Here is a 15,018-nt window from a genome sequence, read left to right as displayed (position 1 = left end):
ATAATAATACTCTTCAGCCGGAAGCTAAAAAATATACCTGTCGGGAGCTGCGGGAAAAGATTATAGAAAAAGTAAATACCGCCTAACGGAAGATATGCTGGAATTTTTAATGCGGTAGTAGAACACCGCCTGTCACTTGCCCTGAAATCTGTGAGAATATCTTATTAATATTGCAGCCAAGTTTTTTCTCAAGGCGATTTTTTCTGATATAGATCTCACCAGCATTGACTTCATTAAATTTATACGTCTTTTGCTTATCAGGGTATGACAGAAAAAATGCTAATAAAGAGAATTCGGAATCGCTGAGAATTTTTCCCTGAAGTATCTTGGTTGAACGGCCAGAAAATATTCTCGCAAACTTGTTTTTGATAGCACTATGGCTATCGTCAGCATAAATGATGCCCAGGATTCCGCTCCATTTCTTAATCCAGTAGTTCGCCAGCGGTGCCAGCGTGCGATCTGCAATGATGATGATCTTCATGCCCGTTTCTGACAATCGGTCGATCCAGTCTGGATTAATAAAATAGTGTAAATTCGCTACAGAGAAGTCGACAAATATCAGACCATTAAATAACAGCGCGTTGCTATATAATAAATGCGCTTCCTGTAGACCCTTTTGCAGAAAATGATTCCTTTCTGGCCATAAAATGAAGTTTGCATTGCCGCAATATTGAAAGCGCACTGACTTTTGTGGAGATATCTGGCATGATAATTCACAACTAATGCAATGCATAACAGTAGCGTTATGTTTACCCATGATGACGTTCCATGTTGATCTTTATTATTTGCTTGATAAAGGAGGTTATAAAGATACCTTTAGCATATGCAAATATGATCACTTTCCGTCAGAAGGTTCGCAAGTAAAAATGTCGTAAAAATTTACAGCGCATTTATATATCGCCGATCACATTTTCCAGTCATCAAGTGAATTTAAAGACGGGCAGGTGACATAAGTACTGCGATCACCTGCCCGTTTTATCAAAGCATTACTGCGGATACGGCACCCAGTCACCGCCATTCAGCCGGACATAGGGTTTACCCTGATACTGAATCACCACCGCGTTCGAGTTCTCAGATACTGGCGCCGTCTGCGGCAGGTTGCTGGTGTACTGCTGCCAGTTCACGCTGTCCTGAGTGAACATCTTGCCATCCAGCGCGCGAACGACCAGCTCGGAAATCGCCAGATAGCTGCTTGGCTGTGTGATCTCCACCGCCGCGCCCTGATGTGGCGTTTTCATGCCGAAGAATTTCACCGCAGCCGGAACGTTTGTGATCGACGGGCTTGGGATATCACGCAGACCGGAGACTTGCATTTTATCGCCCTTCAACGCACCGCCATGTTCTGGCACCACCAGCACCATCACTTTACGCCCGGATTTTTCCAGCCCGGTGAAGAACTGGTCCAGCTCGTCAAACAGCTTCTGCGCGCGCGCTTTATAATCCGCTGTTTTGCTCTGGCCCGGATAGTGGTTGCCGTCGTGCAGCGGCAGGGTGTTGAAGAAGGTTGCGGTACGCGGCGCGTTAGCCTGTTGCTGCTTATCAAGCCAGCGGTTGAGGTTAGCCAGATCGTCATAGACCGGAGAACCGTCAAAGCCGAGTAATTGCACCGGCAACCCTTTCTGATCCATCAACGGTGCCTGCATACCACCCTGGTTACGCACCTCTTTCAGGAAATCGCCAAATACGCCGTCATGCCCCAGCATCAGCTGTTCGGTAAAGCCGAGACGGGCGAGATCGTCGAAGATATAGCATTCATTGCCTGCCGGCTGGTAAAGGTTGGTATGCGAAGGCTGACCACAACTCGCGCGTAGCAGACGAATCGCCGCCGGGCCGCTGTAGGAGGTCCCGGAGTTAAAGTTTTTAAACACGATATCGAAATACGCCCACAGCGGGTGCTGCATCAGTCCGGCGGCTTCGATGTCCGCCCATGACAGCGAACAAATATTGATGATCAGCACATCGAACGGCTGTGCATCGGCCGGAAGGGAGGCCGGGAACGTCGTTTTCCGCTTCTCTTCCGCCGAATAGAAACTGGTCAGCCAGGCGTTCAGGTTTGCGGACGTTGGCGGAGCCGTTTGCGCCGGAATGTCGCCTACCACTGGCTTATCGCCGGCCGTCGCGATCGTCGCGGCTGCCTGACCGCCTGTGGTGGTCACCGTCGTTGTCGGCTGACCGCCAGGCCACAAGGTAAAGGTCGGGCCGATCAGGGTGATGGCGTTCAGCCAGACCATAATGGCGACCACAAAAATGGTCACTCGTACCCACTGGGTTAAAAACAGCCAGGCCACCAACAGGACAAAAAAGGCGCCGACCATCTGCCAGTTAATAAAACGCGTTACGAGATCGAGAATGTAGTCGGCACTGAAACCGGCCACCTGCGACCCCTGGCTCATAATACTTTCCGGACCTGGCAGCCAGGTGTCATGCCAGAACAGGCCAAAGCCAATCGGGATGGCTATCCAGTTACGCCATTTATGTAGCCGTGAATTGGGGATCGGCAACAGCAAAAACGCCATAAACACCAGGTTCTTCATGGCATGGAAATTTAAGTATCCCGCCCAAAGCAGGCCAAACTTCGCCAGGAAGTAGAAGTTCCACCCGGATAGTCCGCGCCAGTATTGCCAGAGGGGGGATGGCCTCGTCGCGGTGTGAATTGAATTAGTCATTTTTTCGCTTTGCCCTGGACAGTCGGAATTCGGCGCAGTACGCCAGCCGGTTTCACATAACGAGGTTTAAAAAACATCATCCGTAACGTGGTTTCAATTCGACGCCGGAAATGGCGTGCCATATAGCCCAGCGGGAGGAAGATCAGCGCACAAAGCACGATCAGTTGCAGAATATCGCTTATCGACATCATGATGCTTGCTCTCCATGAGACTCAGCCAGGCGAATCGGTTCCGGGATACGGCGCCAGCTACGCCCGTCGTGCTCAACGTTCATCACCGTTTCAGGCCCTGCGGTGATCGGCAACGGCGTTGTCCAGCGTTCGGGTTTGACCGCCTGCATCTGCAGGATTTCCGAGGTAATTTGCTTATCCTCAAACCAGACCATTCTGTTAGAAAAAACATCACCCGTCGGTAACGGGAAGATGTGATTGAGGGCGGTATCGAGATCGTTAATGCGGCAGAAAGACAAAAACAGCACCAGGCGGTTCTCGCCGATGGTCATGATATCGCCCGTTCGGTTCGGACGGCAGAGCGTCACCGCTTGCTCGACGCGCAACCCTGGCGCCGGACGCAGCGCAACCATCACGCCACGGCCATCCGCAGGCAGAAGCGGGTTGGTCATCATGTTATGCACCGCCTCGCAGAATACATCCCATTTCTGGAACCCACGCAGTTTGAGCGGCTGCGTCATTGACAACAGGGTGGCGATATCTTCCGGCACATGGCGATTAAACAACTGGCGCTGGACGCTTTCGATAAGCGTCAGGCAACGCGAGAGCGGCGCGTTCCAGGGCACCACGATATTCGCGCCACAACCGAGCAACAACCGTTCGTCAGTGGCGCGCAGGCTGGCGGTACTCTCCCGCACGATAATTTTCAACGCGCTGCCGCGTTGACGGCGTAGCGTATGAATATAGGTGGCGAGCTGTTCGATCTGCGCGTTTTGCGCGACGGTGAAGATGATGGTGGCGGCCTGAGCGGTGCGTGCGGCGTTGAAAACGGCATCGTTGGTATCAAACAGTGTCCAGTATTCTGAGAGCGGCGGCGCGCCTTCCAGCACGGCAATGTTACACAGCACATCTTTTTCGTCACTGCGTGGCTGGACGATAGCTTCGACCTCCTGTGATACCCGCCATTCATTATTATTATGAATGACTGGAAGCTGTTGTCGCGCGCTGACACCTTTGTCGTTACACCAGAATGCAATATCAAAAAGATAATTATCTCCTTGAAAACGAAGACTTGCGAGTCCGGATAACGAACGATATTCACTTAACAATAGAGATAACTGGTGGTCTGTATTATTCCCGGGATTAATGATTAATAGCGTGCAATGATGATATTCTACCCATCGATGCATTTGCGCTACCCAACCGCGAAGTTTCTTAGGCGTAATATTTTGCAAGGCGTTATCGCTGCATAACAGAATAAATAAGGTGTTCGCCGGTTCAATAGTGCAAAGCAGATCCCGGCTCAGCGAGTATAGACCATTTTCATCATTTGGCATGGAAAACAGACGTATTTTTTCTGGTCCGCGATCGGCGTTTAATTTCACAATTTTTTTGGGGTTATCTCCCATCACGACAGCGGCAACACTGGCTTCTTTGCTCTGGGCGGATAAGGTATGGTTGAGCAGACTTACCGCGTCCTGATAACGGTCAGTATTAAGCCACCACACGCCGCCTGCCGGCATTTGGCTGACTTCGTCCCACAATGACTGAATGCCAATAGAAAATATGGGCTCCACGGTGTCCCTCATCAATTCAAATTTACCTGTTAATCAGTTTACTAGCGAAAGCGTGAGAATAAACCTAACATTGAAATTAAAGAACATCAGATTTAGCATGTAAACCGTCTTTCATAACTGAATGCATTATGTTCGCTATTGAACACCCATTTTAGTCCAGGTGGATCAAAAAATGTCTGGTAATGATGAGCCAATAACTCCGACGGATCCCGCGCTCGGATATACCTTTCAAAATGATTTTATGGCATTGAGCCGGGCATTCTCATTGCCGGAAATTGATTACACTGATATTTCCCAGCGCGACCAGTTAGCCTCTGCGCTAAAACGTTGGCCGCTGTTGGCTGAGTTGGCTGAGCACCGATAAGAAGGAAGCCGTGGATGGCTATTCTGGGATTACAAGGCATTCGTGGCGGCGTGGGTACTACGTCGATCACTGCAGCGTTAGCCTGGGGTTTACAGTCTCTTGGTGAGACCGTACTGGTAGTCGATGCCTCCCCGGATAATATGCTGCGCCTGTCATTCAATGTTGATTTCATTCATCGTGACGGATGGATGCGCTCGTTGCTGGACGAAAAAGCATGGCGCGACGCCGGGTTGCGATACACCGCCCAGATTGACCTCCTGCCTTTTGGTCAACTGACGCCAGCAGAGCAGGAGAATTTTTACACCCTGCACGCAAGCTGGTCGCAGCTTAACGATATGCTTCGCGAGCTTCATGAATCAGGTAATTACCAGTGGATTTTAGTCGATCTGCCGCACGGCTATTTGCCTCACACGCAGCCGTTGCTGGAGGCGTGCCACCATACGCTGGTAATCGTCAACCCGGATACCAACTGTCATGTGCGACTGCATCAACAGGCGCTGCCTGCCAATGCGCATGTACTGATTAACGATTTGCGGGTCGGCAGTCAGATCCAGGACGATATCTATCAGATCTGGCTGCAAAGCCAGCGTCGCCTGCTACCGGTGGCTATCCACCGTGACGAAGCGGTGGCTGAAAGCATGGGAGCGAAGCAGCCGCTGGGAGAATACCGTGGCGATGCGCTGGCCGCCGAAGAGATCATCACCCTGGCGAACTGGTGCCTGCTGCATTATGCCGGAGTGCGTACGCCCGTCGGGAGCGAAGCATGATTCGCCTCACCGGGTTGTTCCTCGCCCCGCCAGTGGCGGCGTCGCTCAATGCGCGCTTCAGGGATTATCGTCATCACGGCGCCTCCTGGCTCGGTGCGACGCTGGCTTGTTTTTGGGTGGCGCTGGCCTGGACGTTTATTCCACTGGAACATCCTCGCTGGCAGCGGATCCGCGAACGCCAGCGCGAGTATTTTCCGCATATCGATCCGCATCGCCCACGGCCGTTAGATCCGGCGCGCTATTTGTTACAACTGGCCTGGCTGCTGACCACCCGAACGCCGCAACCGCGTAAAGAGGGTCGCTGGCGCTCGTTCAAGTCTCTGAAAGATCTGCAGGGGCGTTATCACCAATGGCTGGAAAACCTGCCGTCGCGGATCAGCGAAAAAACGGAGCATCTTGACGACCAAAAAGAGCTGGGACACCTGGATCCACGATTGCGCAAAACGATCCTCGGCGTGATTATGTTCCTGTCGTTTCTGCTGGCGCTTATCTGCGTCACGCAGCCGTTTAACCCACTGTCACAGTTTATTTTCCTGATGCTGCTGTGGGGCGTGGCGCTGTTTATTCGCCGCATTCCGGGGCGCTTCTCGGCGCTGATGCTCATCGTGCTGTCGCTCACCGTCTCCTGCCGTTACATCTGGTGGCGTTATACCTCGACACTCAACTGGAACGACCCGGTCAGCCTGGTCTGCGGCATGATCCTGCTGTTCGCGGAAACCTACGCCTGGATTGTACTGGTGCTGGGCTTTTTCCAGGTTGTCTGGCCGCTTAATCGCCATCCGGTTTCGTTGCCGAAAGACACCTCGCTGTGGCCCGCCGTGGATATTTTCGTTCCGACCTATAACGAAGATCTGAGCGTGGTCCGAAACACGGTTTACGCTTCGCTGGGTATTGACTGGCCTAAAGATAAACTGAATATCTGGATCCTCGACGACGGCGGTCGCGAAGAGTTTCGCCAGTTCGCCAAAAATCTGGGCGTGCATTACGTCGCGCGCACCACCCACGAGCATGCGAAGGCCGGTAACATCAACAATGCGTTGAAGATGGCGAAGGGCGATCTGGTATCGATTTTCGACTGTGACCACGTTCCGACGCGCTCCTTCCTGCAGATGACAGTCGGCTGGTTCCTGAAAGATCCGAAACTGGCGGTCATGCAAACGCCGCACCACTTCTTCTCGCCAGATCCGTTTGAGCGTAACCTCGGGCGTTTTCGTAAAACGCCGAACGAAGGCACGCTGTTTTACGGCCTGGTGCAGGACGGCAATGACATGTGGGATGCCACCTTCTTCTGTGGATCGTGTGCGGTGATCAGCCGTAAAGCGCTGGATGAGATTGGCGGTATCGCCGTTGAGACCGTGACCGAAGATGCGCACACTTCGCTGCGTTTGCACCGTCGCGGTTACACCTCCGCGTATATGCGTATCCCGCAGGCGGCGGGGCTGGCGACGGAAAGCCTGTCGGCGCACATCGGCCAGCGTATCCGCTGGGCGCGCGGCATGGTACAGATTTTCCGTCTCGACAACCCACTGTTTGGCAAAGGGCTTAAGTTCGCCCAGCGAATCTGCTACCTCAATGCCATGTTCCACTTTCTGTCCGGTATTCCGCGGCTGATCTTCCTTACCGCGCCGCTGGCTTTCCTGTTGCTGCATGCGTACATCATCTACGCCCCGGCAATCATGATTGCGCTGTTCGTGTTGCCACATATGATCCACGCCAGCCTGACGAACTCAAAGATCCAGGGGAAATTCCGCCATTCGTTCTGGAGTGAAATCTACGAAACGGTACTGGCCTGGTACATCGCACCGCCGACACTGGTGGCGCTGATCAATCCACACAAAGGAACGTTCAACGTCACGGCGAAAGGCGGTCTGGTGGAAGAGGAGTATGTCGACTGGGTGATTTCCCGCCCTTACATCTACCTCGTGTTGCTGAATCTGGTCGGGGTGGCGTTCGGTATCTGGCGTTATTTCTATGGTCCTGAAAATGAAATCCTTACCGTGTGGGTCAGTCTGCTGTGGGTGTTCTATAACATGATTATCCTGGGTGGCGCGGTGGCGGTTTCGGTTGAGAGTAAACAGGTCCGACGCTCGCATCGTGTGGAGATGACCATGCCTGCGGCGCTGGCGCGTGAAGACGGTCACCTGTTCTCCTGTACTGTCCACGACTTCTCTGACGGTGGCCTGGGGATCAGCATTAACGGCGAAGCGCAGGTGCTGGAAGGGCAGAAAGTTCAGTTGTTGCTCAAGCGCGGGCAACAGGAATACGGCTTCCCGGCACAGGTGGCGAGGGTTCATGGCAGTGAAGTGGGTCTGAAACTGCTGCCGATGACCAACCAACAGCATATCGATTTTGTGCAGTGTACGTTCGCTCGTGCAGATACATGGGCGCTCTGGCAGGACAGCTTCCCGGAAGATAAGCCGCTGGAAAGCTTGCTGGATATCCTGAAACTGGGGTTCCGTGGCTACCGCCATCTCGCGGAGTTCTCACCCCCGTCCGTGAAATATATTTTCCGGTCACTCACTTCACTGGTTGGCTGGGTTGTTTCGTTTATTCCGCGACGTCCTAAGCAGGATGCAACAGTACGTCAACCGGAACCGGCTATGGCTCAACAATGATGATTACGCGATGAAAAGAAAACTATTCTGGATGTGTGCAGTAGCGGTGGGCATGAGCAGCATGCTGCCGATCACAACTTACGCGGAACCTGAAACCGGCGCGGCTACTGCGGCCCCGGCGCAGCCTGTTGCGACGCAGAGCCAGGGCAATACGACGACGGTTGCGCCTTCACCGGCCACCCCCACCGTGGCGCCCGGGCCAACCACCACAACGGCGGCTCCGGGGGCAACGACGCCACCCGCAAACCCTGCCGTGGTGCTGGATAACAACACGCCGTCGCGTGAAGTGAAGCTCTCTTTCGCCCAGATTGCTCCGGCACCGGGTAGCATATTGCTTCGCGGCGCTAACCCTGATGGCTATGTTGAATTCGGCACCCGCAGCGACGAAGTGGTGACCAAAGCGGTACTGAATCTCGACTACACCCCTTCGCCTTCGCTGTTGCCGGTGCAATCGCAACTGAAGGTCTACCTGAACGATGAACTGATGGGCGTGCTGCCGGTGACGCCGGATCAGCTCGGGAAAAAAGTCAGCGCGCAACTGCCCATCGACCCGCTCTACATCACCGATCTCAACCGTGTGCGTCTGGTGTTTGTCGGCCACTACCGCGACGTGTGTGAAAACCCGTCCAGCACCACGCTGTGGATGGATATCGGGCGCAGCAGCGCACTGGATTTAACCTTCCAGACGTTAGAAGTGCAGAACGATCTGTCGCATTTCCCGGTACCGTTCTTTGATCCGCGTGACTACCGTCCGCTAACGCTGCCAATGGTCTTCGCCGGTGCGCCGGACGTTATGCAGCAACAGGCTGCCGGGCTTATTGCCTCCTGGTTCGGCTCACGTGCTGGCTGGCGCGGCCAGTCATTCCCGGTGCTCTATAACACGCTGCCTGACCGCAATGCGATCGTACTGGCGACCAATGACAAACGCCCGGATTTCCTGCGCGATCACCCACCGGTCAAAGCCCCGACGGTAGAAATGGTCAGCCATCCGGATAAGCCATACATCAAGTTGCTGGTTGTACTTGGCCGTGATGATAAAGACCTGATGCAGGCGGCGAAGGGGATTGCCCAGGGCAACATTCTGTTCCGTGGCAATAGTGTGGTGGTGGATGATGTGAAACCGTTGCTGGCGCGTAAGCCGTATGATGCGCCGAACTGGATCCGCACTGACAGCCCGGTCACCTTTGGTGAACTGAAATCGTATGATCAACAATTGCAGTCCACCGGCCTTAACCCGACCGCGATTTCGCTGTCGCTGAACCTGCCGCCGGATCTCTACCTGCTGCGCAGTAGCGGTATCGATATGGATCTTAAATACCGTTACACCATGCCGCCGGTAAAAGACAGTTCGCGGATGGACATTAGCCTGAACAACCAGTTCCTGCAGTCGTTCAACCTCAACAGTACTCAGGAAGCGAACAAGCTGATCATGCGCCTGCCAGTATTGCAGGGGCTGCTGGACGGCAAAAACGACGTGCAAATTCCGGCGTTGCAACTGGGTGCGACCAATCAGTTGCGTTTTGACTTCCAGTACATGAACCCAATGCCGGGCGGAACGATTGAAAACTGTATTACCTTCCAGCCGGTGATGAACCACGTGGTAGTGAGCGACGATTCCACTATCGATTTCTCCAACTACTATCACTTCCTGGCGATGCCGGATCTGCGCGCATTCGCCAATGCGGGCTTCCCGTTCAGCCGGATGGCGGATCTCTCCGAATCCATCGTCGTGATGCCGAAAACCCCGGACCAGAGCCAGCTTGGCACAATGCTGAATACGGTAGGCGAAATCGGCGCACAGACCGGTTTCCCGGCAGTTAACCTGACGGTAACCGACGATGGCAGCAAAATTCAGGATAAAAACGCCGATGTCCTGCTGATCGGCACCATCCCGGAGAAACTGAAGGATGATAAACAGATCGACCTGCTGGTCGAAGCGACGAAAAGTTGGGTGAAAACGCCGGTTCGCCACAACGATCTGCCGTCAGTGATGATGGATGCCGAAGCGCGCAAGGCGAACGCTCAGACCAGTATCAGTTCCTCTGGTCCGATGGCGGCTATTGTCGGCTTCCAGTCACCATATGACGATCAACGCAGCGTGGTCGCGCTGCTGGCGGATAGTCCGCGTGGTTATGAGTTGCTGAATGAAGCGATGAATGACAGCGGCAAGCGTGCGGTCATGTTCGGCTCCGTCTCCGTGATCCGCGAGGCGGGCGTCAGCAGTCTGCGTGTGGGCGATATTTATTACGTCGGGCATCTGCCGTGGTTTGAGCGCGTCTGGTATGCACTTTCTAACCACCCGATCCTGCTGGCGGTGCTGGCGGCAATCAGCGTTGTGTTGCTGGCCTGGGTGCTGTGGCGTCTGCTGCGCATCATCAGCCGTCGTCGTTTGTCACCTGGTGATGACGAGTAAACGATGATGAACGTAGCCCGCTGGATGGCGCTGGTGCTGACTCTGCTGGTCACCGTACAGGCGAACGCCGCCTGTCGCTGGCCAGCATGGGATCAGTTTAAAAAGGACTATATCAGCGACGGTGGGCGCGTCATTGACCCCAGTGACGCGCGCAAAATTACCACCTCAGAAGGGCAAAGCTATGCCATGTTCTTCGCGCTGGTGGCGAATGACCGTAGCGCTTTTGCCACGTTGTATGACTGGACACAAGACAATCTCGCCCAGGGTGATCTGAGCGCGAATCTGCCCGCCTGGCTGTGGGGCAAAAACGAAGATAAATGGGCGGTACTTGACAGCAACTCCGCCTCTGACGCCGATCTGTGGATCGCCTGGTCGCTGATGGAAGCCGGGCGCTTGTGGAAGGAGCCACGCTACAGCGACGCCGGGAAAGGGCTGCTGTCGCGGATTGCTAAAGATGAAGTGGTCACTGTGCCGGGGCTTGGCTCGATGCTGTTGCCGGGGAAAGTCGGTTTTGTCGACGACAAAAGCTGGCGTTTCAACCCCAGCTATTTCCCGCCGCAACTGACCAGTTACTTTGCCCGTCTTGGCGCGCCGTGGAGCACATTGCGGGAAACTAACCTGCGCCTGCTGCTGGAAACTGCGCCAAAAGGTTTTTCGCCGGACTGGGTGCGCTATGAAAAAGACAAAGGCTGGCAGTTAAAGCAGGATAAGACGCTGGTTGGCAGCTATGACGCGATTCGCGTCTATCTGTGGGCGGGCATGCTGCACGACAGCGATCCGCAAAAAGCGCGCCTGCTGAAGCGCTTTAACCCGATGGCAGTGCAAACCACCCGTGAAGGATTGCCGCCGGAGAAAGTTGATATCGCGACCGGCAAGGTCACCAATACCGGCCCGGTCGGGTTCTCGGCCTCGCTGCTGCCTTTCTTACAAAATCGCGATGCCCAGGCTGTTCAGCGCCAGCGCGTGGCGGATAACTTCCCTGGCGCGGACGCCTATTTTAACTATGTGCTAACCCTGTTTGGACAAGGCTGGGATCAACACCGTTTTCGTTTCACCGCCCGCGGTGAATTACTACCTGACTGGGGCCAGGAATGCGCAAGTTCACAGTAAGTTTACTCAGTTTGTCGCTCGGCCTTGCCATGGTGCCGGCTGCGTGGGCGGCGAATACCGCCGCGCAGCAGCAACTCCTGGACCAGATCCGTGTCGGGGAGGCCAGCAATCGGGAAGATCTGGTCACCCAGTCGCTTTATCGACTGGAACTGATTGACCCCAACAATCCTGACGTCATCGCCGCGCGGCTGCGTTATCTGCTGCGTCAGGGCGATGCGGCGGCCGCGCAGACCCAGCTAGACCGGCTGGCGAAACTGGCGCCGGACTCCAGCGCTTACAAAAATTCGCGCAGTGAAATTCAGTTAACGACGCCAGAAGGGCGACAGGCGCTGCAACAGGCGCGACTGTTAACCACCACCGGCCACGTCGAAGAGGGGCTTGCCACCTACGATAAGCTGTTTAATGGCGCACCGCCTGATGGGGCGATGGCGGTGGAATACTGGACCGCAGTGGCGCGCTTGCCCGCGCGGCATAACGAGGCAGTAAATCAGCTTAAAAACCTCAACAAAACGATGCCGGGCAACGTTCAGCTACAATCGACGCTGGCGAGAATGCTCTTTGACGACGACAAGCGCGACGAAGCCTTCGCCGTCCTCGAACAAATGGCAAAATCCAACGCCGGGCGCAATACGGCTGCGGACATCTGGTACGATCAAATCAAAACCATGCCCACCAGCGACGCCAGCATCCTGGCACTGCAACGTTTCCTGTTGTTGTTTACGACCGGTGATCTGGCGACGGCGGCGAAAACACAGCTCGACGAACAGAAAAAACAGATGGCCGATCCGGCGTTCCGGGCGAAAGCAGAACAGCTGGCGAGAGAAGAGAATAAACCGCAGAGCTGGGAAATCTACTGGCCGATGATCCGCAAAGCCGATGCGGCGCTGAAAGCCGGTAATCTCGAGCTGGCTGAACGTACCTATCAGCAGGCGCGGAATGTGGATAATACCGACAGCTATGCCGTGCTGGGCCTTGGCGATGTGGCGATGGCACGCAAAGACAGCGCTGCCGCTGAGCGTTATTACCGCCAGGCGTTGCGCCTCGACAGCGGCAACAGTAACGCTGTGCGCGGGCTGGCGAACATCTATCGCGAACAGTCGCCGGAAAAAGCCACTGCTTTCATTGAAAGCCTTTCCGCGGCACAGCGCAAAAGTGTCGATGATATCGAACGCAGCCTGACCAATGACCGCCTGTCGCAACAGGCGGAAGCACTGGAAAACGAAGGTAAATGGGCGCAGGCCGCGGCGTTGCAGCGTCAGCGTTTAGCGCTTGATCCCGGCAGTGTGTGGATAACCTACCGTCTGTCGCGTGATCTCTACAGCGCCGGGCAACGCAGCGAAGCCGATGCGCTGATGCGCGGTCTGGCGCAGCAAAAACCCAACGATCCCGAACAAATTTACGCCAATGGTCTTTATCTTTCCGGCAACGATCAGGATCAGGCGGCATTAACGCACCTGAACCGGCTGCCGCGTAGCCAGTGGAATGACAATATTCGCGAGCTGGCCGATCGTTTGCAGTTCAATCAGGTACTGGAGAACGCGAATCGTCTGCGTGATGGCGGCCAGGAAGATCAGGCCATTGCGCTGCTAAAACAACAACCGTCCTCAACGCGGATCGATTTGATCCTCGCTGACTGGGCGCAGCAGCGCGGTGATACGCCAACCGCGGTGGCGCAGTACAACGCGGTACTGGCGAAAGAGCCGGAAAACCAGGATGCACGACTTGGACTGGTGGAGGTGTATCTCGCCGCAGGCGACAAAACCAGCGCCCACGAACAACTGGCAAAACTGCCGCCACTGGAGGCAAATTCCTCGCTCAATATGCAGCGCCGTGTGGCGCTGGCGCAGTCGGGGCTGGGTAATACGGCCAGCGCGCAGCAAATCTTCAATCGCATTGTGCCGCAGGCGAAATCGCAGCCGCCGTCAATGGACAGCGCGCTGGTGCTGCGTGACGCCGCGCGTGTGGAGGCCGCAGCGGGCAATCCACAGCAGGGGCTGGAAGATTACAAAGACGCAATGGTGGCGACGGGGATCACGCCAGTCCGTCCGCAGGATAACGACACCTTTACCCGCTTAACGCGCAATGATGAGAAAGACGACTGGCTGAAGCGTGGCCTGCGCAGCGATGCTGCCGATCTCTACCGTCAGCAGGACGTGAATGTGACGCTTGAGCATGATTACTGGGGCTCCAGCGGTACCGGCGGCTACTCTGATCTGAAAGCGCACACCACCATGCTGCAGGCGGATGCGCCACTGGCGGATGGGCGCATGTTCTTCCGCTCTGATTTTGTGAATATGAATGCCGGGACGTTCTCAACCAGCGGCGGTACTTACACCGACAGCTGGGGCACCTGTTCGCTGGGCGACGATGGCTGTCGCGGCGGCACGAAACAGTCTGACAGCGGCGCGAGCATCGCGGTTGGCTGGAAAAACGATACCTGGAATATGGATCTTGGCACCACTCCGATCGGCTTTAATGTCGTTGATGTGGTAGGCGGTCTGAGTTACAGCGATGATCTCGGTCCAATTGGCTATACGGTCAACCTGCATCGCCGACCGATTTCCAGTTCGCTGCTGGCCTTTGGCGGGCAAAAAGATAACGACAACAACGGCCATACCGGCACCACCTGGGGCGGCGTTCGCGCTACCGGGGCGGGCGTCAGCATGAGTTACGACAAAGGCGAAGCCAACGGCGTGTGGGCCAGTCTCGGCGCTGACAGCCTGAATGGTAAAAACGTGGAGGACAACTGGCGCGTGCGCTGGATGACCGGTTACTACTACAAAGTCATCAACGAGAATAACCGTCGCGTCACTATCGGCCTGAACAACATGATCTGGCATTATGATAAAGATCTGAGCGGCTACACGCTCGGCCAGGGCGGCTATTACAGTCCACAATCGTACCTCTCATTTGCCGTGCCGGTGCTGTGGCGCCAGCGTACGGAAAACTGGTCGTGGGAACTGGGCGCCTCCGGTTCCTGGTCGCATTCACGCACCAAAACGATGCCGCGTTACCCGCTGAATAATTTGATTCCGTCCCAGTGGCAGGCTGAAGCGGCAAACCAGATCTCCGAAGGCAGCAGCAGTAACGGTTTTGGTTACACCGCCCGGGCGCTGCTGGAACGCCGTGTGACATCCAACTGGTTTATCGGTGCGGCGGTTGATATTCAGCAGGCGAAAGACTATGCGCCGAGCCACTTTTTGATGTACGTGCGCTACTCGGCGGCGGGCTGGCAGGGCGATATGGATCTGCCGCCGCAACCGCTGGTGCCATATGCAGACTGGTAACCCACCGGAATAGTCTCTAAATCTGAGGGATTCTCTGAACGATCGGGTA

General features: G+C 55.2%; 10 protein-coding genes. 6 read left to right on the top strand and 4 right to left on the bottom strand.

Annotation, left to right across the window (positions count from 1 at the left end; genetic code table 11):
* Nucleotides 1–106 precede the first annotated feature (106 nt).
* From GTGU_RS15930 to bcsE, 4 genes are all read right to left on the bottom strand, one after another.
* A complete protein-coding gene (locus GTGU_RS15930; protein WP_051857373.1) occupies nucleotides 107–757 on the bottom strand; it encodes a hypothetical protein in 651 nt (216 codons plus the stop codon).
* A gap of 229 nt (nucleotides 758–986) precedes the next feature.
* Nucleotides 987–2,666, bottom strand: coding sequence for a cellulose biosynthesis protein BcsG (bcsG, locus tag GTGU_RS15925; protein ID WP_038159103.1), 1,680 nt, complete (start codon nucleotides 2,664–2,666; stop codon nucleotides 987–989).
* The gene (gene bcsF / locus GTGU_RS15920; RefSeq protein WP_038159102.1) at nucleotides 2,663–2,857 is read right to left on the bottom strand and encodes a cellulose biosynthesis protein BcsF; all 195 of its coding nucleotides are present in this window, start codon (nucleotides 2,855–2,857) and stop codon (nucleotides 2,663–2,665) included. Before bcsF ends, bcsG begins: the two co-directional genes overlap by 4 nt.
* Entirely contained in the window at nucleotides 2,854–4,413 is a 1,560-nt protein-coding gene (bcsE, locus tag GTGU_RS15915; protein ID WP_038159207.1) for a cellulose biosynthesis c-di-GMP-binding protein BcsE, read from the bottom strand. The genes bcsF and bcsE overlap by 4 nt, the downstream gene beginning before the upstream one ends.
* A 172-nt stretch (nucleotides 4,414–4,585) precedes the next feature.
* Here bcsE and bcsR point away from each other — a divergent pair, with 172 nt between their 5' ends.
* Genes bcsR through bcsC form a run of 6 tightly spaced genes read left to right on the top strand, consistent with a single transcriptional unit; the run spans nucleotide 4,586 to nucleotide 14,969 of the window.
* The gene (gene bcsR / locus GTGU_RS15910; RefSeq protein ID WP_038159099.1) at nucleotides 4,586–4,777 is read left to right on the top strand and encodes a cellulose biosynthesis protein BcsR; all 192 of its coding nucleotides are present in this window, start codon (nucleotides 4,586–4,588) and stop codon (nucleotides 4,775–4,777) included.
* Between the two features lie 14 nt (nucleotides 4,778–4,791).
* On the top strand, nucleotides 4,792–5,544 hold the full coding sequence (gene bcsQ / locus GTGU_RS15905; protein ID WP_038159097.1) for a cellulose biosynthesis protein BcsQ: 753 nt from the start codon (nucleotides 4,792–4,794) through the stop codon (nucleotides 5,542–5,544).
* Nucleotides 5,541–8,159, top strand: a complete 2,619-nt coding sequence (bcsA, locus tag GTGU_RS15900; protein ID WP_038159093.1) for a UDP-forming cellulose synthase catalytic subunit — start codon at nucleotides 5,541–5,543, stop codon at nucleotides 8,157–8,159. Before bcsQ ends, bcsA begins: the two co-directional genes overlap by 4 nt.
* 10 nt (nucleotides 8,160–8,169) lie before the next feature.
* Nucleotides 8,170–10,572: a cellulose biosynthesis cyclic di-GMP-binding regulatory protein BcsB gene (bcsB, locus tag GTGU_RS15895; protein WP_038159090.1), complete on the top strand. Its 2,403-nt coding sequence runs from the start codon at nucleotides 8,170–8,172 to the stop codon at nucleotides 10,570–10,572.
* Between the two features lie 6 nt (nucleotides 10,573–10,578).
* A complete protein-coding gene (gene bcsZ / locus GTGU_RS15890; RefSeq protein ID WP_051857376.1) occupies nucleotides 10,579–11,682 on the top strand; it encodes a cellulose synthase complex periplasmic endoglucanase BcsZ in 1,104 nt (367 codons plus the stop codon).
* Complete coding sequence (bcsC, locus tag GTGU_RS15885; RefSeq protein WP_038159087.1) at nucleotides 11,664–14,969, top strand: cellulose synthase complex outer membrane protein BcsC; 3,306 nt, start codon at nucleotides 11,664–11,666, stop codon at nucleotides 14,967–14,969. The genes bcsZ and bcsC overlap by 19 nt, the downstream gene beginning before the upstream one ends.
* Nucleotides 14,970–15,018 lie beyond the last annotated feature (49 nt).

Origin of the sequence: Trabulsiella guamensis ATCC 49490, from assembly GCF_000734965.1 — a bacterium.
Lineage (GTDB): Bacteria > Pseudomonadota > Gammaproteobacteria > Enterobacterales > Enterobacteriaceae > Trabulsiella > Trabulsiella guamensis.
The sequence above is the reverse complement of the archived record's forward strand: the minus strand, read 5'-3'. Positions and strand labels throughout refer to the sequence as shown.

Excerpts from the sequence above, each read along its gene's own strand:
- GTGU_RS15930 (WP_051857373.1), bottom strand. The coding sequence starts at position 757 with ATGGGTAAACATAACGCTACTGTTATGCATTGCATTAGTTGTGAATTA.
- bcsG (WP_038159103.1), bottom strand. The coding sequence starts at position 2,666 with ATGACTAATTCAATTCACACCGCGACGAGGCCATCCCCCCTCTGGCAA.
- bcsF (WP_038159102.1), bottom strand. The coding sequence starts at position 2,857 with ATGATGTCGATAAGCGATATTCTGCAACTGATCGTGCTTTGTGCGCTG.
- bcsR (WP_038159099.1), top strand. The coding sequence starts at position 4,586 with ATGTCTGGTAATGATGAGCCAATAACTCCGACGGATCCCGCGCTCGGA.
- bcsQ (WP_038159097.1), top strand. The coding sequence starts at position 4,792 with ATGGCTATTCTGGGATTACAAGGCATTCGTGGCGGCGTGGGTACTACG.
- bcsA (WP_038159093.1), top strand. The coding sequence starts at position 5,541 with ATGATTCGCCTCACCGGGTTGTTCCTCGCCCCGCCAGTGGCGGCGTCG.
- bcsB (WP_038159090.1), top strand. The coding sequence starts at position 8,170 with ATGAAAAGAAAACTATTCTGGATGTGTGCAGTAGCGGTGGGCATGAGC.
- bcsZ (WP_051857376.1), top strand. The coding sequence starts at position 10,579 with ATGAACGTAGCCCGCTGGATGGCGCTGGTGCTGACTCTGCTGGTCACC.
- bcsC (WP_038159087.1), top strand. The coding sequence starts at position 11,664 with ATGCGCAAGTTCACAGTAAGTTTACTCAGTTTGTCGCTCGGCCTTGCC.